The sequence below is a fragment of the Deinococcus aquiradiocola genome (assembly GCF_014646915.1).
GTDB classification, from domain to species: domain Bacteria; phylum Deinococcota; class Deinococci; order Deinococcales; family Deinococcaceae; genus Deinococcus; species Deinococcus aquiradiocola.
Genome location: NZ_BMOE01000023.1, coordinates 1 through 21,169 on the forward strand (window position 1 = coordinate 1; position 21,169 = coordinate 21,169).

General features: G+C 68.0%; 32 protein-coding genes. All 32 read left to right on the plus strand.

Annotation, left to right across the window (positions count from 1 at the left end; genetic code table 11):
* The coding region (locus tag IEY33_RS18225) for an EF-Tu C-terminal domain-related protein (protein WP_505691149.1) at window positions 1-315 on the plus strand (315 nt) is incomplete at its 5' end.
* A 2-nt stretch (window positions 316-317) separates the two neighbouring features.
* The gene (rpsJ, locus tag IEY33_RS18230) at window positions 318-641 is read left to right on the plus strand and encodes a 30S ribosomal protein S10 (RefSeq protein ID WP_188964724.1); all 324 of its coding nucleotides are present in this window, start codon (window positions 318-320) and stop codon (window positions 639-641) included.
* Window positions 638-1,258: a 50S ribosomal protein L3 gene (gene rplC / locus IEY33_RS18235; RefSeq protein WP_188964725.1), complete on the plus strand. Its 621-nt coding sequence runs from the start codon at window positions 638-640 to the stop codon at window positions 1,256-1,258. The genes rpsJ and rplC overlap by 4 nt, the downstream gene beginning before the upstream one ends.
* Window positions 1,258-1,863 (plus strand): 50S ribosomal protein L4, encoded by a 606-nt coding sequence (rplD, locus tag IEY33_RS18240; protein ID WP_188964726.1) that lies wholly within the window; start codon window positions 1,258-1,260, stop codon window positions 1,861-1,863. Before rplC ends, rplD begins: the two co-directional genes overlap by 1 nt.
* A complete protein-coding gene (locus IEY33_RS18245) occupies window positions 1,860-2,147 on the plus strand; it encodes a 50S ribosomal protein L23 (protein ID WP_188964727.1) in 288 nt (95 codons plus the stop codon). Before rplD ends, IEY33_RS18245 begins: the two co-directional genes overlap by 4 nt.
* 13 nt (window positions 2,148-2,160) lie before the next feature.
* Window positions 2,161-2,994, plus strand: a complete 834-nt coding sequence (gene rplB / locus IEY33_RS18250) for a 50S ribosomal protein L2 (protein ID WP_188964728.1) — start codon at window positions 2,161-2,163, stop codon at window positions 2,992-2,994.
* 13 nt (window positions 2,995-3,007) lie between these two features.
* A complete protein-coding gene (gene rpsS / locus IEY33_RS18255) occupies window positions 3,008-3,295 on the plus strand; it encodes a 30S ribosomal protein S19 (RefSeq protein ID WP_188964729.1) in 288 nt (95 codons plus the stop codon).
* Window positions 3,295-3,633: a 50S ribosomal protein L22 gene (gene rplV / locus IEY33_RS18260; protein ID WP_188964730.1), complete on the plus strand. Its 339-nt coding sequence runs from the start codon at window positions 3,295-3,297 to the stop codon at window positions 3,631-3,633. The genes rpsS and rplV overlap by 1 nt, the downstream gene beginning before the upstream one ends.
* Window positions 3,626-4,369, plus strand: a complete 744-nt coding sequence (gene rpsC / locus IEY33_RS18265) for a 30S ribosomal protein S3 (protein WP_188964731.1) — start codon at window positions 3,626-3,628, stop codon at window positions 4,367-4,369. The genes rplV and rpsC overlap by 8 nt, the downstream gene beginning before the upstream one ends.
* Window positions 4,369-4,794: a 50S ribosomal protein L16 gene (rplP, locus tag IEY33_RS18270; protein ID WP_188964732.1), complete on the plus strand. Its 426-nt coding sequence runs from the start codon at window positions 4,369-4,371 to the stop codon at window positions 4,792-4,794. Before rpsC ends, rplP begins: the two co-directional genes overlap by 1 nt.
* Entirely contained in the window at window positions 4,781-4,975 is a 195-nt protein-coding gene (rpmC, locus tag IEY33_RS18275; RefSeq protein WP_188964764.1) for a 50S ribosomal protein L29, read from the plus strand. The genes rplP and rpmC overlap by 14 nt, the downstream gene beginning before the upstream one ends.
* Window positions 4,975-5,289 carry a 30S ribosomal protein S17 gene (gene rpsQ, locus IEY33_RS18280; protein ID WP_188964733.1) on the plus strand — a complete coding sequence of 105 codons (315 nt, stop codon included), beginning with the start codon at window positions 4,975-4,977 and terminating at the stop codon, window positions 5,287-5,289. Before rpmC ends, rpsQ begins: the two co-directional genes overlap by 1 nt.
* Window positions 5,286-5,690 carry a 50S ribosomal protein L14 gene (gene rplN / locus IEY33_RS18285; RefSeq protein ID WP_188964734.1) on the plus strand — a complete coding sequence of 135 codons (405 nt, stop codon included), beginning with the start codon at window positions 5,286-5,288 and terminating at the stop codon, window positions 5,688-5,690. The genes rpsQ and rplN overlap by 4 nt, the downstream gene beginning before the upstream one ends.
* Window positions 5,690-6,037, plus strand: a complete 348-nt coding sequence (rplX, locus tag IEY33_RS18290; RefSeq protein ID WP_444542429.1) for a 50S ribosomal protein L24 — start codon at window positions 5,690-5,692, stop codon at window positions 6,035-6,037. Before rplN ends, rplX begins: the two co-directional genes overlap by 1 nt.
* 88 nt (window positions 6,038-6,125) lie before the next feature.
* Window positions 6,126-6,665, plus strand: a complete 540-nt coding sequence (rplE, locus tag IEY33_RS18295; protein ID WP_188964735.1) for a 50S ribosomal protein L5 — start codon at window positions 6,126-6,128, stop codon at window positions 6,663-6,665.
* Between the two features lie 12 nt (window positions 6,666-6,677).
* The gene (locus IEY33_RS18300) at window positions 6,678-6,863 is read left to right on the plus strand and encodes a type Z 30S ribosomal protein S14 (protein ID WP_188964736.1); all 186 of its coding nucleotides are present in this window, start codon (window positions 6,678-6,680) and stop codon (window positions 6,861-6,863) included.
* Between the two features lie 216 nt (window positions 6,864-7,079).
* Window positions 7,080-7,481 carry a 30S ribosomal protein S8 gene (gene rpsH / locus IEY33_RS18305; protein ID WP_188964737.1) on the plus strand — a complete coding sequence of 134 codons (402 nt, stop codon included), beginning with the start codon at window positions 7,080-7,082 and terminating at the stop codon, window positions 7,479-7,481.
* Between the two features lie 9 nt (window positions 7,482-7,490).
* A complete protein-coding gene (gene rplF / locus IEY33_RS18310; protein ID WP_188964738.1) occupies window positions 7,491-8,048 on the plus strand; it encodes a 50S ribosomal protein L6 in 558 nt (185 codons plus the stop codon).
* Entirely contained in the window at window positions 8,045-8,389 is a 345-nt protein-coding gene (gene rplR / locus IEY33_RS18315) for a 50S ribosomal protein L18 (protein ID WP_188964739.1), read from the plus strand. Before rplF ends, rplR begins: the two co-directional genes overlap by 4 nt.
* Window positions 8,379-8,927, plus strand: a complete 549-nt coding sequence (rpsE, locus tag IEY33_RS18320; RefSeq protein ID WP_188964740.1) for a 30S ribosomal protein S5 — start codon at window positions 8,379-8,381, stop codon at window positions 8,925-8,927. The genes rplR and rpsE overlap by 11 nt, the downstream gene beginning before the upstream one ends.
* Entirely contained in the window at window positions 8,924-9,091 is a 168-nt protein-coding gene (rpmD, locus tag IEY33_RS18325; RefSeq protein WP_188964741.1) for a 50S ribosomal protein L30, read from the plus strand. The genes rpsE and rpmD overlap by 4 nt, the downstream gene beginning before the upstream one ends.
* The gene (rplO, locus tag IEY33_RS18330) at window positions 9,088-9,561 is read left to right on the plus strand and encodes a 50S ribosomal protein L15 (RefSeq protein WP_188964742.1); all 474 of its coding nucleotides are present in this window, start codon (window positions 9,088-9,090) and stop codon (window positions 9,559-9,561) included. The genes rpmD and rplO overlap by 4 nt, the downstream gene beginning before the upstream one ends.
* Window positions 9,561-10,874 carry a preprotein translocase subunit SecY gene (secY, locus tag IEY33_RS18335; RefSeq protein ID WP_188964743.1) on the plus strand — a complete coding sequence of 438 codons (1,314 nt, stop codon included), beginning with the start codon at window positions 9,561-9,563 and terminating at the stop codon, window positions 10,872-10,874. The genes rplO and secY overlap by 1 nt, the downstream gene beginning before the upstream one ends.
* Before the next feature lie 212 nt (window positions 10,875-11,086).
* Window positions 11,087-11,662, plus strand: a complete 576-nt coding sequence (locus IEY33_RS18340) for an adenylate kinase (protein ID WP_188964744.1) — start codon at window positions 11,087-11,089, stop codon at window positions 11,660-11,662.
* A gap of 391 nt (window positions 11,663-12,053) precedes the next feature.
* Window positions 12,054-12,716, plus strand: coding sequence for a hypothetical protein (locus tag IEY33_RS18345; RefSeq protein ID WP_188964745.1), 663 nt, complete (start codon window positions 12,054-12,056; stop codon window positions 12,714-12,716).
* Window positions 12,717-12,829: 113 nt separating this feature from the next.
* Window positions 12,830-14,128 carry an SWIM zinc finger family protein gene (locus tag IEY33_RS18350; protein ID WP_229671155.1) on the plus strand — a complete coding sequence of 433 codons (1,299 nt, stop codon included), beginning with the start codon at window positions 12,830-12,832 and terminating at the stop codon, window positions 14,126-14,128.
* Window positions 14,125-15,609, plus strand: a complete 1,485-nt coding sequence (locus IEY33_RS18355) for a DUF5691 domain-containing protein (protein ID WP_188964746.1) — start codon at window positions 14,125-14,127, stop codon at window positions 15,607-15,609. The genes IEY33_RS18350 and IEY33_RS18355 overlap by 4 nt, the downstream gene beginning before the upstream one ends.
* Window positions 15,606-16,046, plus strand: a complete 441-nt coding sequence (locus IEY33_RS18360) for a hypothetical protein (RefSeq protein WP_188964747.1) — start codon at window positions 15,606-15,608, stop codon at window positions 16,044-16,046. The genes IEY33_RS18355 and IEY33_RS18360 overlap by 4 nt, the downstream gene beginning before the upstream one ends.
* Window positions 16,043-17,134, plus strand: a complete 1,092-nt coding sequence (locus IEY33_RS18365; protein ID WP_188964748.1) for an ATP-binding protein — start codon at window positions 16,043-16,045, stop codon at window positions 17,132-17,134. The genes IEY33_RS18360 and IEY33_RS18365 overlap by 4 nt, the downstream gene beginning before the upstream one ends.
* 46 nt (window positions 17,135-17,180) lie before the next feature.
* Window positions 17,181-17,711: an SMI1/KNR4 family protein gene (locus IEY33_RS18370; RefSeq protein WP_188964749.1), complete on the plus strand. Its 531-nt coding sequence runs from the start codon at window positions 17,181-17,183 to the stop codon at window positions 17,709-17,711.
* A 1-nt stretch (window position 17,712) separates the two neighbouring features.
* Window positions 17,713-19,899, plus strand: a complete 2,187-nt coding sequence (locus IEY33_RS18375; protein ID WP_188964750.1) for a DUF5682 family protein — start codon at window positions 17,713-17,715, stop codon at window positions 19,897-19,899.
* Complete coding sequence (locus IEY33_RS18380) at window positions 19,896-21,077, plus strand: VWA domain-containing protein (protein WP_188964751.1); 1,182 nt, start codon at window positions 19,896-19,898, stop codon at window positions 21,075-21,077. The genes IEY33_RS18375 and IEY33_RS18380 overlap by 4 nt, the downstream gene beginning before the upstream one ends.
* Window positions 21,078-21,169: the final 92 nt, after the last annotated feature.

The following is a 21,169-nucleotide window of genomic DNA, read 5'->3' on the forward strand; positions in this document are numbered from 1 at the left end:
CAGGTGCTGGCGAAGCCCGGGAGCATCAAGCCGCACACGAAGTTCGAGGCGAGCGTGTACATCCTGTCGAAGGAAGAGGGTGGGCGTCACAGCGCGTTCTTCGGTGGGTACCGTCCGCAGTTCTACTTCCGGACGACGGACGTGACGGGCGTGGTGGAACTTCCGGAGGGCGTGGAGATGGTGATGCCCGGGGACAACATCACGTTCACGGTGGAACTGATCAAGCCCGTGGCGATGGAGGAGGGCCTGCGCTTCGCGATCCGCGAGGGCGGCCGTACCGTCGGCGCCGGCGTCGTCGCCAAGGTCACGGTCTGATCATGGTTGCCCCCAAGATTCGCATCAAGCTGCGCGGCTTTGACCACAAGGCGCTGGACACCAGCGCCAGCAAGATCGTGGACACCGTGCGCCGCACCGGTGCGGACGTGAGCGGCCCCGTGCCCCTCCCGACCCGCATCCGCCGCTTCTGCGTGCTCCGCAGCCCCTTCGTCAACAAGGACAGCCGCGAGCACTTCGAGATCCGCACGCACAACCGTCTGGTGGACATCATGAACCCCACCAAGAAGACGATTGACAGCCTCATGACCCTCGACCTGCCCACGGGCGTGGACATCGAGATCAAGACGGTGGGAGGCCGGGCATGAAGGGCATCCTCGGTACCAAGATCGGCATGACCCAGATCTGGAAGGGCGACAAGGCCGTTCCGGTCACGGTCGTCCTCGCCGGCCCCTGCCCCGTCGTGCAGCGCAAGACCGCTGCCACCGACGGCTACGAGGCCGTGCAGGTCGGCTTCTCGCCCAAGAGCGAGAAGCGCATCAACAAGCCCCAGATGGGTCACCTCAAGAAGGCCGGCGTGAGCGGCGTGCGATACCTGCGCGAGTTCCGTAACTTCACGCCCGCCGGCGACACCATCAACGTCGACATCTTCGCCGAAGGCGAGAAGATCGACGCGACCGGCACCAGCAAGGGCCGCGGTCACCAGGGCGTCATGCGCCGCTGGAATTTCAAGGGCGGTCCGGCCTCGCACGGCGCCAAGAAGTGGCACCGCCGTCCCGGTTCGATCGGCCAGCGCAAGACGCCCGGCCGCGTGTACAAAGGCAAGCGCATGTCCGGTCACTGGGGTGTCGAGCGCGTCACCGTGCAGAACCTCGAAGTGATCGAAGTGCGCCCCGGTGAGAACCTGATCCTGATCAAGGGCGCGATCCCCGGGATGACCGGCGGACTGGTGGTTCTGCGTCAGGCCGTCAAGGGAGCGAAGTAATGGCTCAGATTAACGTTGTGGGCAAGAACGCCCGCACCATCGAACTTGACCTGCCTCAGGCCAACAAGCACGTGCTGCACGAGGTCGTGACCTGGCAGCTCGCCAAGCGCCGCCAGGGCAGCGCCAGCACCAAGACGCGCGCCCAGGTCGCCAAGACCGGCCACAAGATGTACGGCCAGAAAGGCACCGGTAACGCCCGTCACGGCGACCGCAGCGCCCCGAACTTCGTGGGCGGCGGCGTGGCCTTCGGCCCCAAGCCCCGCAACTACGCCTACACCCTGCCCAAGAAGGTCCGTCGCCTCGGCCTCGCCATGGCGCTCGCCGACCGTCAGCAGGGCGGCAACCTGATCGCCGTGGACGGCTTCGAGCTGGACGGCAAGACCAAGAGCTTCCTCGGCTGGGCCGCACAGAACGGCCTGGACGGCACGCAGAGCGTGTTCCTCGTCACCGACGACGAGAACACCCGCCGCGCCGCCCGGAACCTGCCCTGGATCACGGCACTGCCCGTGGCCGGCCTCAACGTGTACGACATCCTGCGCCATGACCGCCTGGTGATCGACGCCGTCGTGCTGGAGCCCGCCAAGGAAGAGGAGGCCGCCCAGTGAACGCCTACGACACCATCAAGAAGCCCGTGATCAGCGAGAAGTCCTACGCCGGCATGGACCGTGGCGTGTACACCTTCTGGGTCGAGCCCGCCGCCACCAAGACCGACATCAAGAACGCGGTGCAGCAGGCGTTCGGTGTGACCGTCGTCAAGGTCGGCACGTTCAACGTGCTCGGCAAGCTGAAGCGGACCGGCAAGTTCATCGGCCGCCGCCCCAACCGCAAGAAGGCCATGGTCAAACTCGCCGAGGGGCAGAAGATCGAAGCCCTCGAGGGTCTGGTCTAAGGAGAGGTTGAACATGGCAGTCAAGAAATACCGTCCGTACACCCCCTCGCGCCGTCAGATGACGACGGCCGACTTCTCCGGCCTCACCAAGAAGCGCCCCGAGAAGAGCCTCACCGAGGGCATCCACAAGACCGGCGGCCACAACAACCGCGGTCGCGTGACCAGCCGCTTCATCGGCGGCGGCCACAAGAAGCTGTACCGCCGCATCGACTTCAAGCGTCGTGATAAGGCCGGCGTCACCGCCGTCGTCGCCGCGCTCGAGTACGATCCGAACCGCAGCGCCCGCATCGCCCTCCTGCACTACCGTGACGGCGAGAAGCGCTACATCCTGGCGCCCGAAGGCCTGCAGGTCGGCGCGACCGTCGTGAGCGGCCCCGAAGCCGAACCCAAGGTCGGCAACGCCATGCCCCTGCGCTTCATCCCCGTCGGCGCCGTCGTCCACAACGTGGAACTCGTGCCCGGCAAGGGCGCGCAGATGGCCCGCAGCGCCGGCACCAGCGTGCAGCTGCAGGGCAAGGAGAGCACCTACGTGCTCCTGCGCCTCCCCAGCGGCGAGATCCGCCGCGTGCACACCGAGTGCTACGCCACCATGGGCGCCGTCGGCAACGCGGAGCACAAGAACATCGTGCTCGGCAAGGCCGGACGCAGCCGCTGGCTCGGCCGCAAGCCGCACCAGCGCGGCAGTGCCATGAACCCCGTTGACCACCCCCACGGCGGTGGTGAAGGCCGCACCGGCGCGGGCCGTCAGCCGGTCAGCCCCTGGGGTCAGCTGGCGAAGGGTCTCAAGACCCGTCGCAAGCGCAAGGTTTCCGAGCGTTTCATCGTCACCCGCCGCGGCGGGAAGTGAAGGAGGGTAGCGTATGCCCCGTAGCCTGAAAAAAGGGCCGTTCGTGGACGACCACCTCCTGAACAAGGTGGACGCCCAGAACGACCGCAACGAGAAGCGCGTGATCAAGACCTGGTCGCGCCGCAGCACCGTGGTGCCCGAGATGATCGGTCACACCATCTCGGTGTACAACGGCAAGCAGCACATCCCGGTCTTCGTGAGCGAACAGATGATCGGCCACAAGCTTGGCGAGTTCAGCCCCACCCGCAACTACCGCGGCCACGGGTCTGACAAGTCCGCCAAAGGGAGCAAGAAGAAGTAATGCAGGCTAAAGCGATTGCGAAGTACATCCGCATGACGCCCCGCAAGGTCCGCCTTGTGATCGACGTCATCCGCGGCAAGGACGTCAAGGACGCCGAAGACCTGCTGCGCTTCATCCCCCGGATGGCCAGCACCCCGATCGACAAGGTGCTCAAGAGCGCCAAGGCGAATGCCGTGAACAACCACGACATGATCGAGGACCGTCTGTTCGTCGCCCAGGCCTACGTGGACGCGGGCCCCACCCTGAAGCGCCTCATCCCCCGTGCCCGTGGCAGCGCCAACATCATCAAGAAGCGCACCAGCCACATCACGATCATTCTGGAGGAGCGCCATGGGTAACAAGATCAACCCCAACGGCTTCCGCCTGGGCATCACCAAGGGCTGGAACAGCCGCTGGTACGCCGGGAAGAAGCAGTACAGCAAGCTGCTGGCCGAGGACGAGAAGATTCGCGGCCTGGTCGGCAAGCAGCTCAACGCGGCGGGCCTCGCCCGCATCGAGATCGAGCGCGCGGGCCAGCAGGTCAACGTGATCATCTCGGCCGCGAAGCCCGGCATCGTGATCGGCAAGGGCGGCGACAGCATCAAGAAGCTCCGCACCGACATCGAGAAGCTCGTGTCGGCCGGCACCGTCGCCGTGAACGTCGCCGAGATCCCGAACCCCAACACCAGCGCGCCCCTGGTCGCGCTGCGCGTCGCCGAGCAGATCGAGCGCCGCTTCGCGTTCCGCCGCGCCATGAAGCAGGCGGCGCAGCGCGTGATGGAGTCCGGCGCCCGCGGCGTCAAGGTCGTCCTCTCCGGCCGCCTCGGTGGCGCCGAGCAGGCCCGTACCGAGAAGGTCCTGGAAGGCCGCGTGCCCCTGCACACCCTCCGTGCCGACATCGACTACGGCACCGCGCTCGCCCGCACCACCTACGGCATCATCGGCATCAAGGTGCTGGTGTTCAACGGTGAAGTCATCGGTGGCAAGACCGAGACCGTCCAGCGCCCCGCCCGCCCCAGTGGCGAGCGCCGTCCCGAAGGTGACCGCCCCAACCGCCGTCGCCCCACCGCCCGCCGCCGCACAGGAGGTGAGTGATGCTTCTCCCGAAGCGCACCAAGTACCGCAAGCAGTTCCGTGGCCGCATGCGCGGCGACGCCAAGGGCGGCGACTACGTCGCGTTCGGCGACTACGGCCTGGTCGCGATGGAGCCCGCCTGGGTCCGCAGCAACCAGATCGAAGCCTGCCGTATCGTCATGAGCCGTCACTTCCGCCGCGGCGGCAAGATCTACATCCGGATCTTCCCCGACAAGCCCGTCACCAAGAAGCCCGCCGAAACCCGAATGGGTAAAGGTAAGGGTGCCGTGGAGTTCTGGGTGGCCGTCGTCAAGCCGGGCCGAGTGATGTTCGAGGTGTCCGGCGTGACCGAGGAGCAGGCCAAGGAAGCCTTCCGGCTTGCCGGGCACAAGCTCCCCATCGGCACCAAGATGGTGAAGCGCGAGGTATATGATGAAGCTCAGTGAGATGCGCGAGCTGGACGCTGCCGCCTTCGAGAAGGAAGTGGCCGCCCGCAAGAAGGAACTGATGGAGCTGCGCTTTCAGGGCGCGATCGGCAATCTGGACAAGCCCCACCGCGTGACCCAGCTCCGCCGTGAAGTGGCCCAGCTGCTGACCGTTCAGAGCGAACAGCAGAGGAGCAAGTAATGGCACAGAAGACCCTCACGGGCGTCGTGGTGAGCGACAAGGCCGACAAGACCGTCAGCGTCAAGGTCGAGCGCCGCTTCACGCACCCGCTCTACGGCAAGGTCGTGACCCGCAGCCAGAAGTACGCGGCGCACGACGAGACCAACCAGTACCGTCTCGGCGACACCGTCGAGATCCTGTCGGTCCGTCCGATCTCCAAGACCAAGACCTGGAAGGTCACCAAGCTCGTCGACCGCCCCCGCGGCATCGAGACGACCGTGGTCGAGACCGAGGAAGCCGGTCAGGCCAACCAGGCTGCGGGCGGTGAAGCATGATTTCCGTTCAGACCCGTCTGGACGTCGCCGACAACAGCGGCGCCAAGGAACTCATGTGCATCCGCGTGCTGAACAGCGGTATCGGCGGCAAGGGCCTGACGAAGGGCGGCGGCGGTAACAAGCGCTACGCCCACGTCGGTGACATCATCGTCGCTTCCGTCAAGGACGCCGCCCCGCGCGGCACCGTCAAGAGCGGCGACGTCGTCAAGGCCGTCGTCGTGCGCACCAGCTTCGCGGTGAAGCGCGCCGACGGCAGCACCATCCGCTTCGACAAGAACGCGGCCGTCATCATCAACAACAACGGCGAGCCCCGTGGCACGCGCGTCTTCGGGCCGGTGGCCCGCGAGCTGCGCGACCGCCGCTTCATGAAGATCGTGTCGCTCGCTCCGGAGGTGCTGTAATGCCCGCTCCTAAAGCAGGGACCCACCACAACAACAAGCTGCACGTCCGCAAGGGCGACACCGTCATGGTGCTCAGCGGCAAGAACAAGGGCCAGACCGGCACGGTGCTGCTCGCCATCCCCGAGACCCAGAAGGTCGTCGTGGAAGGCGTGAACATCGTCAAGAAGCACGTCAAGCCCAGCGCCAGCAACACCGCGGGCGGCATCGAGGAGCGTCCCGGCGCCCTCCACGCCTCCAAGGTCGCCCTGGTCGATCCCGAGACCGGCAAGGCCACCCGCGTGCGCAAGAGCATCCAGGACGGCAAGAAGGTCCGCGTGGGTGCGAGCAGCGGCAAGGTCATCGACTAAATTGGGTTGCCCCCGGAGCGAGGCTCGCTGAGCCGAGCGCCGATCCGGGGCATCCTGGGCGACCCGTCCGCCCGAAACTAGGAGAACCATGCAGCAACTCAAGAGCAAGTACAACGACGAGGTGCGTCCCGCCCTCATGCAGCAGTTCGGCTACACCAGCGTGATGGCCGTCCCGCGCATCACGAAGATCGTGATCAACGAGGGTCTGGGCAGCAGCAAGGAAGACAGCAAGGCCATCGACAAGGCCGTCAAGGAGCTGTCCCTGATCGCCCTCCAGAAGCCGATCATCACCAAGGCCAAGAAGAGCATCAGCAACTTCAAGCTGCGTCAGGGCATGCCGGTCGGCGTGAAGGTCACGCTGCGCGGCGAGCGCATGTACGTCTTCATGGAGAAGCTGCTGAACATCGCGCTGCCCCGTCTGCGCGACTTCCGCGGCATCAACCCCAACGCCTTCGACGGCCGCGGCAACTACAACCTCGGCATCAAAGAGCAGCTGATTTTCCCGGAAATCACCTATGATATGGTGGACAAGGTGCGCGGCATGGACGTGACTGTGGTCACCACCGCCAAAACCGACGAAGAGGCCCGCGCGCTCCTCCAGGCGATGGGTTTCCCCTTCCGGAAATAAGGATAATCTGATATGGCGAATACCTCGAAAGTTGTCAAGGCGGCGCGTGGCGCCAAGTTCGGCGTGCAGAACTACAACCGCTGCAGCCGTTGTGGCCGCGCCCGCAGCTACTACCGCTTCTTCGGCCTGTGCCGCATCTGCATCCGTGAGATGGCACACAAGGGCGAACTGCCCGGCGTCCGCAAAGCAAGCTGGTAATATCTGCTAGACTGGACGCTTGTGGCTCCCTGCAGCCACCGTCCCTTCACCGCCCCCTGGATACGAACAGCTCCTGTTGAAGTTGTGATCGTCCAGACCCGGGCAAGCACCGCAAGCACAGAAGCCCCACATTTTGGGGAACAGGGGAGAGGACCCAGGTGTCCTTTCCCCTTCAGCCGGGCCATTGCCCGCTGAACGTTCAAGACGAGGCCATCCATGCTCAGTGATCCAATCGCCGATATGCTGACGCGCATCCGTAACGCGACGCGCGTCCATAAGGAGACGGTGGACATCCCCGCCTCCAAGTTCAAGGAGCAGCTCGCCCAGCTGCTCGTCCGCGAGGGCTACGTCGCTTCCAGCGAACGCGTCCGCGACGAAGGCATGAAGTTCGACGTGCTGCGCGTCACCCTGAAGTACGGGGCGAAGCGCGAGCAGGTCATCAAGCACATCGAACGCATCAGCCGCCCCGGCCGCCGCGCGTACGTCAGCCACGAGAATCTGCCCCGCATCCAGAAGGGCCTCGGCGTCGCTGTCGTGTCGACCAGCCACGGCCTGCTCGCCGACCGCGACGCCCGCAAGCAGGGTCTCGGCGGCGAAGTCATCTGCGTGCTCTGGTAAGGAGGAGCCATGTCCAGAATCGGTAAACAAGCGATTGCCGTTCCGGGTGGCGTCACCGCCACCATGGAAAAAGGCCTGTTCAAAGTCAAGGGGCCCAAGGGCGAACTCACCGTTCCCCACAACCCCGCCATCGAGATCGCGCAGGACGGCGACATGCTCAACGTCACCCGTCCCAGCGACCGCCAGGACCACCGCGCGCTGCACGGCCTGACCCGCACCCTGGTCGCCAACGCCGTGAAGGGTGTCTCCGACGGCTTCACCATCAACCTGGAGCTGCGAGGCGTCGGTTACCGCGCCAAGCTGACCGGCAAGACCCTCGAAATGAGCATGGGGTACAGCCACCCCGTCATCATCGAGCCGCCCGCCGGCATCACCTTCACCGTGCCGGAACCCACCAAGATCGACATCACCGGTATCGACAAGCAGCTCGTCGGCCAGGTGGCCGCCAACGTCCGCAAGGTCCGTAAGCCCGACGCCTACCACGGCAAGGGCGTGCGCTTCGTGGGCCAGAAGATCGCCCTCAAGGCTGGTAAGGCCGGAGCCACGGGCGGAAAGGGTAAGAAATGAGCACACTCAACCAGACCAGTGGTCGCCGCAAGATGCGCAACCGCAGCAAGGTGCGCGTGGCTTCGGCCGGGCGTCCCCGCCTCAGCATCTACCGCAGCAGCAAGTACATCTACGCCCAGATCATCGACGACACCGCCGGCAAGACGGTGGCGCAGATCGGCAGCAAGGCCGTCAAGACCGGCACCAAGACCGACAGCGCCGCCGCTGTGGGCAAGGCCGTGGCGGAAGCCGCGATTGCCGCCGGAGTGAAGCAGGTGGTGTTTGACCGTGGTCAGTACAAGTACCACGGACGCGTGAAGGCGCTGGCAGATGCTGCCAGGGAGGCCGGCCTTGACTTTTAATCGTCGTAATGACCGCAACGCGGAGCGCGAGACCAGCGAATTCGAAGAGAAGATGCTCTTCGTCAACCGCACCGCCAAGACCTACCAGGGTGGTCGCCGCTTCCGCTTCGCCGCACTCGTGATCCTCGGTGACCGCAACGGTCGTGTGGGCATGGGGATCGGCAAGGCCAAGGAAGTGCCGGTCGCCATCGAGAAGGCCAAGGCCGTCGCGCGCAAGAACATGATCCAGGTGCCCGTCGAGAACGGCACCATCCCCCACGACATCGTCGGCGTGAACGGCACGGCCCAGGTCCTCCTGAAGCCCGCCGGCCCCGGTACCGGCGTGATCGCGGGCACCGTGCCCCGCAGCATCGCGGAACTGGCCGGGATCACCAACATGCTCTCCAAGGAGCTCGGCAGCCGCAACAAGACGAACGTGGCGTACGCCGTGTTCGACGGCCTGAAGAACCTCCGCACCGCCAAGCAGGTCCGTACCCTGCGCGGCTCGCTCAGCGGCCAGGCCGGTCAGGCCCCCGCCCAGGCGGAGGTGACGCAGTGAAGATTACCCTCAAGAAGAGCACCATCGGTTACAACCGCGACCAGGCGGCGACCGTGAAGGCGCTGGGTCTGAGCAAGATCGGCCAGAGCCGTGAACTGCCCGACACCCCCGTCATTCAGGGCATGGTCCGCAAGGTCATCCACCTGCTGGAGGTGAGCAAGTGAAGCTTCACGATCTGAAGCCCGCGCCCGGTTCCACCAAGAACCGCAAGCGCGTCGGCCGTGGTCCCGGCGGCACCGACAAGACGGCCGGCCGTGGTCACAAGGGCCAGAAGAGCCGCAGCGGCGCCGGTAAGGGCTCGTTCTTCCAGGGTGGCGGCAGCACGCTGATCAGCCGCCTGCCGAAGCGCGGGTTCAACAACGTCGGCACCACCTACGAGATCATCAACCTCTCCGACCTCGAGCGTTTCGAGGCTGGCGCCACCGTCGACCGTGCCGCCCTCAGCGGTGCGGGCCTCGTGCGCCGCAAGGAGCGCGGCGTGAAGCTGCTGGCGCGCGGTGAAGTCAAGTTCGCCGTGACCCTGCACGTCGACGCGGCCAGCGAGGCGGCCGTGAAGGCCGTCGAGGCCGCCGGCGGCAGCGTGGTGTTCCCCGAGCCCAAGGCCCCCCACTCGGTCGAGACCAAACCCCGCTGATGCTCCGGGCCTTCCGCGACGCCTTCCGTATTCCGGATCTTCAGCGGAAGATCATCTTCACGCTGCTCCTCCTGGCGATCTACCGCCTGGGCAACGCGATTCCCACCCCCGGCATCAACTCCGACGCGCTCGCCAACGGGTCCGGCAACAACAGTCTGCTGAACCTGATCGGCCTGATCTCGGGCGGCAACCTCGCGAAGTTCAGTATCTTCGCGCTGGGCGTGCTGCCCTACATCACGGCCAGCATCGTGATCCAGCTGCTGACCACCTCGCTCCCCCCGCTGGAGAAACTCTCCAAGGAGGGCGAGGAGGGCCGCAAGAAGATCAACAGCTACACCCGGTACGCCGCGATCATCCTGGGAACGGTGCAGGCCACCATCTTCAGCATCTTCGTGACGCGTGACGCGGCGAACATCGCTCCCGGCTGGGACCCCGGCGTGTTCACCATCCTCGTGATGGTGCTCACCCAGGTGGCCGGGATCGCGTTCACCATGTGGCTGGGCGAGCGCATGACGGAAGTCGGTCTGGGGAACGGCATCTCGCTCATCATCATGGCGGGCATCATCGCCCGCTACCCGGCGGAGATCAGCGCGACGGCGGCCCTCTTCAGGAGCGGCAACCTGACCATCCTGCCCCTGCTGGGCTTCATCGTGGTGGTGCTGCTGGTGATTGCCGGGATCGTGTACGTCTATCAGGCGGAGCGGCGTGTGCCGGTGCAGTACGCCCGCAAGCAGGTGGGCGGCAAGAGTTACGGCGGGCAGGCGACCTTCCTGCCGATCAAGGTGAACCAGGCGGGCGTGATTCCGGTCATTTTCGCCTCGGCCATGCTGATCGTGCCGAACCTCATCCAGAGCGCCACGGCGACGCGCGCGCCTGCCGTCAGCACCTTCATCCAGCGCTACCTGTCCTCGGGCAGCGTGTGGTACACGGTGCTGGAGGTGCTGCTGATCGTGGGCTTCACGTACCTGTACAACAGCGTGCAGTTCGACCCGCGCCGCATCGCGGAGCAGCTGCGCGAGGCGGGCGGCTTCGTGCCGGGCGTGCGTCCGGGCGCGGCGACCGCCGAGTTCCTCGGCAAGATCAGCACCCGTATCTCGCTCTGGGGCGCGATCTTCCTGGCGCTGCTGACCATCGTGCCGCAGATCGTGCAGAAGCTGACGGGCGTCACCACATTCCAGTTCTCCGGGACGGGCCTGCTCATCATCGTGGGCGTGGCGCTAGAGACGCTGAGGCAGCTGGAGTCGCAGCTGACGGTGCGCCGTTATGACGGATTCATCAGCAAGGGCCGCATTCGCGGTCGGCTGCAGGAGTAAGCGGGAGGTCCTGTCCCGTGAGCGGTGACTGGACAACAGGCGGGCCGGGGCAGAGTCCCCGGCCCGCTTTCTGCTAGCTTGGTGAATCTCAGCGCGGCTCTGCGGGACGGTCCTCGTTCCGGTCCGGCCAGGTCTGCTCGGCGTTCCTCGTGGCCGGTGCCGCGCCGAAGTTCCGAACCCGGTTTCTCGTTCCCCCTTCAAAGGAGTGGTGTATGCCCAACCCCGCACATCAGGTGATCATTTTTCTCGGCCCGCCCGGCGCTGGCAAGGGCACGCAGGCGGAACGTCTCGCGGCCGAGCAGGACCTGCTGAAGATCAGCACGGGCGACATCCTGCGCGATCACGTGGCCCGGCAGACGGAGCTGGGTCAGCGCGTCAAGCCGATCCTGGACGCGGGTCAGCTCGTGCCGGACGATATCCTGATCGCCCTGATCCGTGACCGGCTGGCGAGCATGGAGAGTGTCCGCGTGATCTTCGACGGGTTCCCGCGCACGACGGCACAGGCGCAGGAGCTGGACGTGCTGCTGGAGGAGCTGGGCGCGCCGATCAACGCGGTGCCGCTGCTGGAGGTGCCGGACGAGGAGCTCATCGCGCGGATCGTGGAGCGTGGCAAGACGAGCGGCCGCAGCGACGACACCGAAGCGACGGCGCGTGAGCGTCAGCAGGTATACCGGACGCAGACGCAGCCGCTGATCGATTACTACTCGGCGCGCGGTCAGGTGCGTGCCGTGAACGGGGTGGGCAGCATGCCCGAGGTGTACGGCCGGATCGTGGAGGCCGTCCGCTGATACGGTTTTGATCCGATTCCAGGGATGCCGGAAACAGCGAAGGCATCCCTTCTTGGGCAGAACGGGAGGAGTGGCGTGGCCAGCCGCGTCCGTTCACGACGATACGCCCTGCAGGACGCCTGCCCGCTTCTTGGGCAGAACAGCGCCCATGACTGGCACAGCTCCGCAGGAGGGGACGCCTGCCCGCTTCCATCTCCTCCAAACCGTACTTGTTGGCGCCCTTGTCGCTCGGCTGAACTCGACAAGTTCAGTTCAGAACCATATGACCGGCCAGGTCTGAAGCTGTTCGATGTGGATGCCCCCGTGCCCTCTGGCCGGGGGCGTTCTGCTGCCCGGTTGACCGCTCACCGAAAATCTTCTATGATTATGTTAATAACATAGGAGGTTTACCGTGACGACCACCCCCATGAAACGCGCCGGTCAGCTCATCGCCCACCTCGACATCCTCCACCAGATCCACGACGTCCGTCAGCTGCTCCTGCTGCAGCACGCCATGCGCGAACGCCAGGACCAGGTTGCCCTGTTCCGCCGCGAACCCGGCACCCCCGACCAGCCCGCCCAAGGCACCGTCACCCTGCAGCTCATCGGGACGCAGCCCGGCACGGCCACCGACACCCTGCACCACCGCGCGGGCAGCGTGCCCGCCGCACGCCTCCTCGACCAGCTGCAGCAGGTGAGCGGCATCCCGGGCAACGACGTCGCCTTCAGCGCCGGGCAGATCCACGACCTCGTGGACGCCGAAACGCAGCGCATCGAGACCTCCGACGCGCTCGCCCGCCTCGACGCGGCCCTGCAGGCGCTCGTGACACGCATGGACGCGCAGCAGACCGAACCCCCGCAGGACGCCCCGACCCAGGCGACCGACACCGCCCCCGCTTCCGGGCAGGACACCGCCGCGCAGCATGTGTCCACCCACGACACCCCTGAGCAACTGCACGACACGGACGCCGCCACTCTTGCGAGCGACGACCGGACCACCCCACCGGACGCGCCCACCGAGACGGACGAACCCACCCCGGAACTCGCCGGTCCGCGCGGCCGCCGCCGCACCTGACCCACAGGTCCGCTTGCCTTTCCGGACGGCCCCTGAAAGCATGAGGCCGTCCGTCTTCACGTCCCGCCCACCGCCGAGGCCCCCGGAGGTCCGCCCTGAACACCGACACCGTCCTGGCGCTCGCGCCCGACGCCTCCAGCGCCCAGGCGGGCCGCAAGCTCGCCACGCCCGCCAGATGGCAGAACCTGAACGCCCCCGGCACCAGCCTGTGGGGCCAGTGCCAGGGCAGCGGCAAGGACCCCTACCTGACCGGCGTGGACCGGACCGGACCGGCCTTCAAATGCTCCTGCCCCAGCCGCAAGTTCCCCTGCAAACACGCCCTGGCCCTCATGCTGCTGCACACCACGCATGCGGGCGACTTCGGGCAGGCCGCGCCGCCCGACACCCTCCAGACGTGGCTGGACGGCCGGGCCGAACGCGCCGCGAACGAAACGCCGAAGACCGACGGTGACGCCCCCACCCCCGGCAGCGGGGCCGGTCCCGACCCCGCCGCGCAGGCCAAACGCCGCGCCGCCCGCGACAGGAAGGTCACGGACGGCCTGGACGCCCTGCAGACCTTCCTGCAGGACCTGATCCGCGACGGCCTCGCGCACGCTCCCGCGCGCCCGTACAGCGACTGGGACACGCAGGCCGCCCGCCTCGTGGACGCCCAGGCGCCCGGCGCGGCGCGACTGGTGCGGCAGATCCCCGAGCACCTGCACGACCCCGCCGCGCTGCTCGCGCACCTGTCCCGCCTGCACCTGCTGACCGAGGCGTGGCCCCGAAGAGACACCCTGAGCGCCGAGCAGCAGGCGGACCTGCGAACCGCGCTGGGCTTCCCCGTCGACAGTGCTGCCGTGACTGGCGCGGGCGGCATCCGCGCACGCTGGCAGGTCATGGGGCAGAGCGTCACCGAGGAAGACAACCTCCTCACCCGCCGCACCTGGCTGGTCAGCGGCACCGACACGGCCCTGCTGCTGGACTTCTCCGCGTGGGGCCGCCCCTTCCCGCCCGCCCTGCCGCCCGGACAGACCGTGCAGGCCGAAGTCTGCTCCGCGCCCGGCACGTACCCGCAACGCGCCCTGCTGCGCGGCGAGGCCCCCGTCACCACCGCCTCGCCCCATGGTGAGGGCCTCACGCTCGACGCCCTGCTCGACCGGCACGGCGCGGCCCTCGCCCTGAACCCCTGGCTGGAACGCACCGCGCACCTCACCGGCCCCCTGCACGTGGTGCCCGGCAACCCCTGGCACGCACAGGACGGCACCGGCCGCCTTCCCCTGACGGGCAGTGAGCGCACCCTGTACACCCTGCTCGCCCTGAGCGGCGGGCAGCCCGTCACCGTGTACGCCGAGTGGGACGGCACGGTCCTCGCGCCCCTGAGCGTCCTGCACGGCGGCACGCTGCACCCCTTCCTGACGGCAGTGGACGCATGAACGACCACGACACCCTGCTCGCCCTGGCCCTGCTGGGCACGGCGCGCGGCACGCTCCCCACCCCCGGCCCCGGCCCACTCGGACAGGCCGCCGCGCACGTCACCCGCCCGGCCGCCGAAGGCACCCTGCTGGCCCGCGCCGCCCTGCACGCCCTGACGCACGCCGCCGGACGCACCCCGGACCCCGCCAGCGACCTGCCCCCGGTGCCCGCCCCCGCCGAGACCCTCCCGGAAGCGCCAGGCCGCGCCACCCGGCACCTCCCGCTCGTGATGGGCACGCCCCACCTGAGCGAATGGCTGACCCTCTGCGCGCAGGCCGGCTGGCGCGTGCCGCCCGCCCGACTCCCGGAACTCCTCGACCACGCCAGCAACGACAGCCACCTGCGCCCCCTCCTGACCCCCGTTCTCGGCGAGCGCGGCCGCTGGCTCGCCCGCTTCAACCCCGACTGGGCCTTCACGCCACCGCCGCCCGGCGACGACGCCTGGGACACCGCCACCGAGGCGGGCCGCGAAGCCCTGTGGCGCAGCGTCCGCGAACGCGACCCGCACGCCGCCCGAGCCCTCCTGCAGCAGCACCTCCCCACCGAACGCGCAGGCAGCCGCAAGCGCCTCCTGGCCGCCCTGCTCGACACCCTGACACCCGACGACCACGCGCTCGAACCGCTGCTCGACACCCTCACCACCGCCCGCAGCGAGGACGTCCGCACCCTCGCCCGCACGGCCCTGCACCGCCTGAGCGGCAGCGCCCAGAACGCCCGGCACGCCGCCCGCTTCGCCGCCCTCGTGAGCCTCGACAAACCCAGCCTGCTCGGCCGCCTGACGAAACAGACGCCCAGCACCCTGACCCCGCCTACCGGCCCCGACGAACACGCCACCCGCGACGGCCTGCCCGACCCGGCCGGCAAAGAGAAACGGAGCGCCACGGCCCTCCTGGAACACCTGCTGGAACACACCCACCCCGACGCCCTGCTGACCGCCCTGAACATCCCACCCGCCACCCTGGTGAACATCGCCCGGCAGCACGACCACCTGAACGCCCTGGCCGACAACGCCGTCCACACCCGGCACGCCCCCCTCGCCACCGCCCTCCTGCACGACCTGCCCACCCACCCCTTCCTGCTCCACATCGGCCCACCCGAACCCCTGGCCGCCGCGCAGAAGCAGGCGCTGCACGACCGCGACCCGGAACGCCTGCTGGCCCTGCTCGGCCCCCAACCCGGCCCCTGGCCCTCCGACCTCAGCGCCGCCCTCCTCAGCATCCTGCGCGACACCATCGGAGACGCCCACTACGCCGCCGCCTGGGGCTACCGCTGGGCACAACTCGCGGAACTCGCCGCCACGCACGCCCACCCGCACACCCCCCACCCCGACCCGCTCCCCGCCGACGCCACCGACTACGCCCACCGCACCATGACCGAACTGCTGGGCACGCTGGAACTCAGGAAGCAGATGTGGAACGACTTCGGGAAGGGGAGAGGATGACCGTCACGCAGACTGTGGACTGGCGGACGCCGGAAATGCAGCTCGTCCTGAATGGCATTCAGGCCCGGCAACTCCGGACGCCGCGACTTGCCCTGGCCGCCGCCCTCACCCTCGGCGGCGTCCTCCTGGCCCTGACCGGGCAACCCCTGCTGCTGATCGCTGCCGCCGTGCTGACAGCCAGCCACGTCTGGATCACCCGCACCCACCGGCAGAGACTCCAGCAGGACGCGCAGGCCAGTGGCCCCACCACCTACCACCTGACCGAGGACGGCACCCTGCACATTCAACACCACCTCGGACAGCACGAGATCCCCGCCGGTCTCCGGGGCCGCACCCACCGCTCCCCACAGGCCATCACCGTCCAGTACGCAGGGAATTCCACCTTGACCATCCCGGACGGCCCCGTCCGCACCGCCCTTGAAAGGAGTCACCCATGACCACTCCCGCCCCTGAAGTCCTCCGCCAGCACGCCGAGCAGCAGTACGCGCACGAGCTTTCGGCCCTGGCCGCGCACGACGACCGGCCGCGCCCGCCTCGCTGGAACCTGTCGCCGCACGCGGTGCTGACGTACCTGATGGGCGGGAAGCTGAAGGACGGCACGGAGATCACTCCCAAGTACGTCGGGGAACGCCGCCTGATGGAGATCGCCGTCGCCACCCTCGCCACCGACCGCGCCCTGCTGCTGATCGGCGTGCCCGGCACCGCGAAAAGCTGGGTCAGTGAACACCTGTCGGCTGCGATCAGCGGCACCAGCACCCTGCTCGTGCAGGGCACGGCGGGCACCAGCGAGGAAAGCGTCCGCTACGGCTGGAACTACGCCCGCCTGCTCGCTGAAGGCCCCAGCGAGGCCGCCCTGGTCGAGAGTCCCATCGTGCGCGCCATGCGCACCGGGAAGATCGCCCGCCTGGAAGAACTGACGCGCGTGCAGAGCGACGTGCAGGACACCCTCATCACCATCCTGAGCGAAAAGACGCTGCCCATCCCGGAACTGAACACGGAAGTGCAGGCCGTGCAGGGCTTCAACCTCATCGCCACCGCCAACAACCGCGACAAGGGCGTGAATGACCTGAGCAGCGCCCTGAAACGCCGTTTCAACACCGTCATCCTCCCCGTCCCCGACACCCTCGACGACGAGGTGCGCATCGTCACCCGCCGCGTCGCGCAGCTCGCCACGAACCTCCACATCCCCGCCCAGCCCCCAGCGCTGGAGGAAGTCCGCCGCATCGTCACCGTGTTCCGCGAACTGCGCGCCGGAACCACCGAGGACGGCAAGACGAAACTCAAAAGCCCCAGCGGCAGCCTCAGCACCGCCGAAGCCATCAGCGTCGTCAACCACGGCCTGAGCCTCGCCGCGCACTTCGGCAACGGCCACCTCACCGCCCACGACGTCGCCGCCAGCCTCGTGGGGGCCGTCATCAAAGACCCCGTGCAGGACGCCGTCATCTGGCGCGAATACCTCGAAACCGTCGCCAAAAAACGCGACGACTGGAAAGACTTCTATAAAGCCTGCCGGACGGTGAGTTGAATGCAGCAAAACCTCATTGAAGTGTTATGTTACAGGAGGAAATTCAATGGATGAGTCGAACAAAGAATTTTGGAGCGTAGAAGCTATTCAGTATCAGAAAGAATATTTCGGTGAGGAGTTGAGTCCTGAGAAAATCTCCGAGATCCAGTCGGAATTGGGCTATACAATCCCAGCTTCCTATATATCACTCATGCAAACTCGGAACGGTGGCTACCCAGTCAATACCTGCTTTCCTACAAATCAGCCGAACAATTGGGCTGATGATCATGTGGCAATCGTGGATATTTTCGGAATTGGAAAGCAGAATGAACTGACACTGTGTGGAGGTACCGGAAGTCAATTCTGGATCGACGAGTGGGGCTATCCAGAGATCGGCGTATATTTCGCGGATTGCCCGACGGCAGGGCATCAGATGGTGGCACTGGATTATCGTGAGTGTGGGCCTCAAGGTGAACCTAAAGTCGTTTATGTCGATCAGGGCAACGATTACTCGATAATTGAGCTTGCACGTGATTTCGCAACGTTCATCAGGGGTCTGCTCCCGGAAGAACAATTCGAGGAAGCGGACGAGGATTGAGATGACTCCGTCCATCTCCATCTTTCCTATCCGTCATCACGGCCCCGGCTCGGCGCGCAGCCTTGAGCACGCGCTGTCGCAGCTCAATCCGGACGTGCTGCTGGTCGAGGGGCCGTCCGACGCCGATTCCGTTCTCCCGTTCCTGGCTCAGAAGGACATGAAGCCGCCCGTGGCGCTGTTGGGCTACGTGAACGACGACCCTTCCCGCGCGTCGTTCTGGCCCTTCGTGGCGTTCAGTCCGGAGTTCGTGGCGTTCCGCTGGGCGGCGAAGGCCGGGGTGGCAGCGCGGTTCATGGATCTTCCAGCCTCGGCAACCCTGGCAGGCGAGCGCGGGGATGACGACACGGACGACCTGCACAGCGACCCCCTGCGGGTGCTGGCGGAGGCGGCGGGGTACGCGGATTTCGAGCGCTGGTGGGAGACGCTGGTCGAGGCGCGTGGGGATGATTTCGAGGTCTTTGACGCGATCAACGAGGCCATGCGGGCGGTGCGGGCGGACGCTCCGGCGGCGTCGGGCCGGGAGGCGGCGCGGGAGGCGTGCATGCGGCAGGCGATCCGCGCGGCGCTGAAGGGTGGGGCGGGGCGCGTGGCGGTGGTGTGCGGGGCGTGGCACGCTCCGGCGCTGGACGTGGAGGCGTTCACGGCGAAGGATGATGCGGCGCTCCTGAAGGGCCTGCCGAAGGCGAAGGTGACGCTGACGTGGGTGCCGTGGACGCACGGTCGCCTGAGCACGGGCAGCGGGTACGGGGCGGGCGTGCGGTCGCCGGGGTACTACCATCACCTGTTCACGACGCGGCGGGACGTGACGGAGCGGTGGTTCGCGCGGGTGGCGCGGCTGCTGCGTGCGGAGCGGCTGGAGGCGAGCAGCGCTTCGGTGATCGAGGCGACGCGGCTGGCGAACACCCTGGCGGCCCTGCGCGGCCGGGCGCTGCCGGGCCTGGACGAGCTGAACGAGGCGGCCCTGAGCGTGTTCGGCTGGGACGGTGATCTTCCCCTGCGGCTGATCGAGCGGCAGCTGGTGGTGGGGGAGGCCTTGGGTGAGGTGCCGGGTGGCGTGCCGACGGTGCCGCTGGCGCAGGATCTGGCGCGCCTCCAGAAGAGCCTGCGGCTGAAGGTGCAGGCGGAGCAGCTGGAGTTGACCCTGGACCTTCGTACGGACAACGATCTGGCGCGCAGCGTGCTGTTTCACCGGCTGAACCTGCTGGGCGTGCCGTGGGCGCGGGAGCGGCACGCGGGCGGGCGCGGGACGTTCCGGGAGGTGTGGGCGCTGGTCTGGAAGCCGGAGTTCAGCGTGCGGCTGGTCGAGGCGAGCCGAAGCGGGCAGACGGTGATGGACGCGGCGACGGCGGTGGCGGTCGAGTCGGCGCGGGGGGCGGGCACGCTGGCGGAATTGACGACGCTGCTGGAGGCGGTGCGCTACGCCGATCTGAGCGGTGCGCTGCCGGTGGCCCTCTCTGCCCTGGACGCGCGGGCGGCAGGCAGTGCGGATGTAAGCGACCTGCTGGAGGCCCTGCCGCCCCTGGCACGGCTGGCACGGTACGGGGACGTGCGTGGCCGGGACGGAGGGGCGAACGTGCTGGCGGGCGCGACGTTCCGGACGCTGCTCACGCGGGCGGGTGTGGGCCTGCCGCTGGCGGGGGTGGGGATTGCGGACGACGCGGCGGCCACGCTGCGCGGGTACGTGCACGGGGCGGACGCGGCGGTGCGGCTGCTGGATGACCCGGACGCTCTGGCCGGGTGGCAGGCGGCCCTGACCCGCCTCGCTGACCGGGACGACGCGCACCCGCTGCTGAGCGGGGACGCGGTGCGCCGGTTGCGGGACGCGTCGGTGCTGGACGGCGCGGAGGTGGAGCGCCGCCTGGGGCTGGCCCTGAGCAGCGGCGTGCCGCTGGAGGTGACGGCGTGGCTGGACGGCTTCCTGGGCGACAGCGGCGCCCTCCTGATGCACGATCCGGCGCTGCTGGGCCTGCTGGACGGCTGGCTGTCCGGGCTGGACGCGGCCGTGTTCGGGGAGACGCTGCCGCTGCTGCGGCGGGTGTTCTCGCGCTTCGAGCGGCCGGAACGCAGGCGGATCGGGGAGGCGCTGCGCGGGGCGGGCGCGTCCGTGCGCGTGGCGCGCGAGGTGAACGAGGAGCGGGCGCTGCGGGCCGTGCCGGTGGTGCTGCGGCTGCTGGGGGTGAACGCATGACACACGACACGGAACGCCTGCGCCGCTGGCGGCTGGTGCTGGGCGGGGGAGACGCGGATGGCCTGAGCGCCGGTGAGGGACCGCCGGTGCAGCTGTCCGCGCTGGAGACCCGCATGGACGACGCCCTGAGCGGCCTGTACGACGCGGACCCCACGTCGCGCCGCGGTGGGCTGGGGGCGAGCGCCCCGAAGGTCGCGCGCTGGCTGGCGGACCTGCGCGAGTTCTTCCCGGGTGGCGTGGTGCGCGTCATGCAGGGCGACGCCATCGAGCGGCTGAACCTCCAGCAGCTGCTGTTCGAGCCGGAGATGCTGGACAGCGTGGAGCCGGACGTGAACCTCGTCGGGACCCTCCTGACCCTCAAGGGTGTGATGCCCGAGAAGGCCAAGGACGCCGCCCGCGCCGTCGTGCGCCGCGTGGTGGACGACCTGACGCGCCGCCTGGAGGAACCCACCCGCGCCGCCGTGACCGGCAGCCTGAACCGCGCGCAGCGCAACTTCCGGCCCCGCCCGGCCGAGATCGACTGGGACCGCACCATCCGCGCGAACCTGAAGACGTACCAGCCGGACCGGAACACCGTCATTCCGGAGCGGCTGATCGGCATGGGCAGAAGGCGCCGCAGTCTGCGGGACATCGTGCTGTGCCTCGACCAGTCGGGCAGCATGGCGAGCAGCGTCGTGTACGCCGGGGTGTTCGGCGCGGTGCTGGCGTCCCTCCCGGCCGTCAGCACGCGCGTCGTGGTGTTCGACACGGAGGTCGTGGACCTCAGCGAGCACCTGGAGGACCCGGTGGACGTGCTGTACGGCATTCAGCTGGGCGGCGGCACGGACATCAACCGGGCGCTCGCGTACTGCCAGGGCGTCATCCGGCGGCCCGAGCAGACGGTGATGGTGCTCATCAGCGACCTGTACGAGGGCGGCAACGAGCGCGAGATGCTGGCCCGCGCCCGCGCCCTGAAGGACGGCGGCGTGCAGCTCATCGCGCTGCTGGCCCTGTCGGACGACGGCGCGCCCGGTTACGATCACGGCGTGGCGCGCGCACTGGCGGGCATGGGTGTCCCGGCCTTCGCGTGCACGCCGGACCACTTTCCGGGCCTGATGGCCGCCGCGGTCCGTGGGGACGACGTGGGCGCCTGGGCGGGCGAGCAGGGGCTGGTGGTGCGGGGCGGCGCGGCCGGGTAGGCCAGGTGTGGCCCGCCGGATGTGCCGGGCGCGGGATTGTCTCCTGCGTCTTGTTTGGTCCGTAAAGTCATGCTACCTTTATCTTTGGCTTG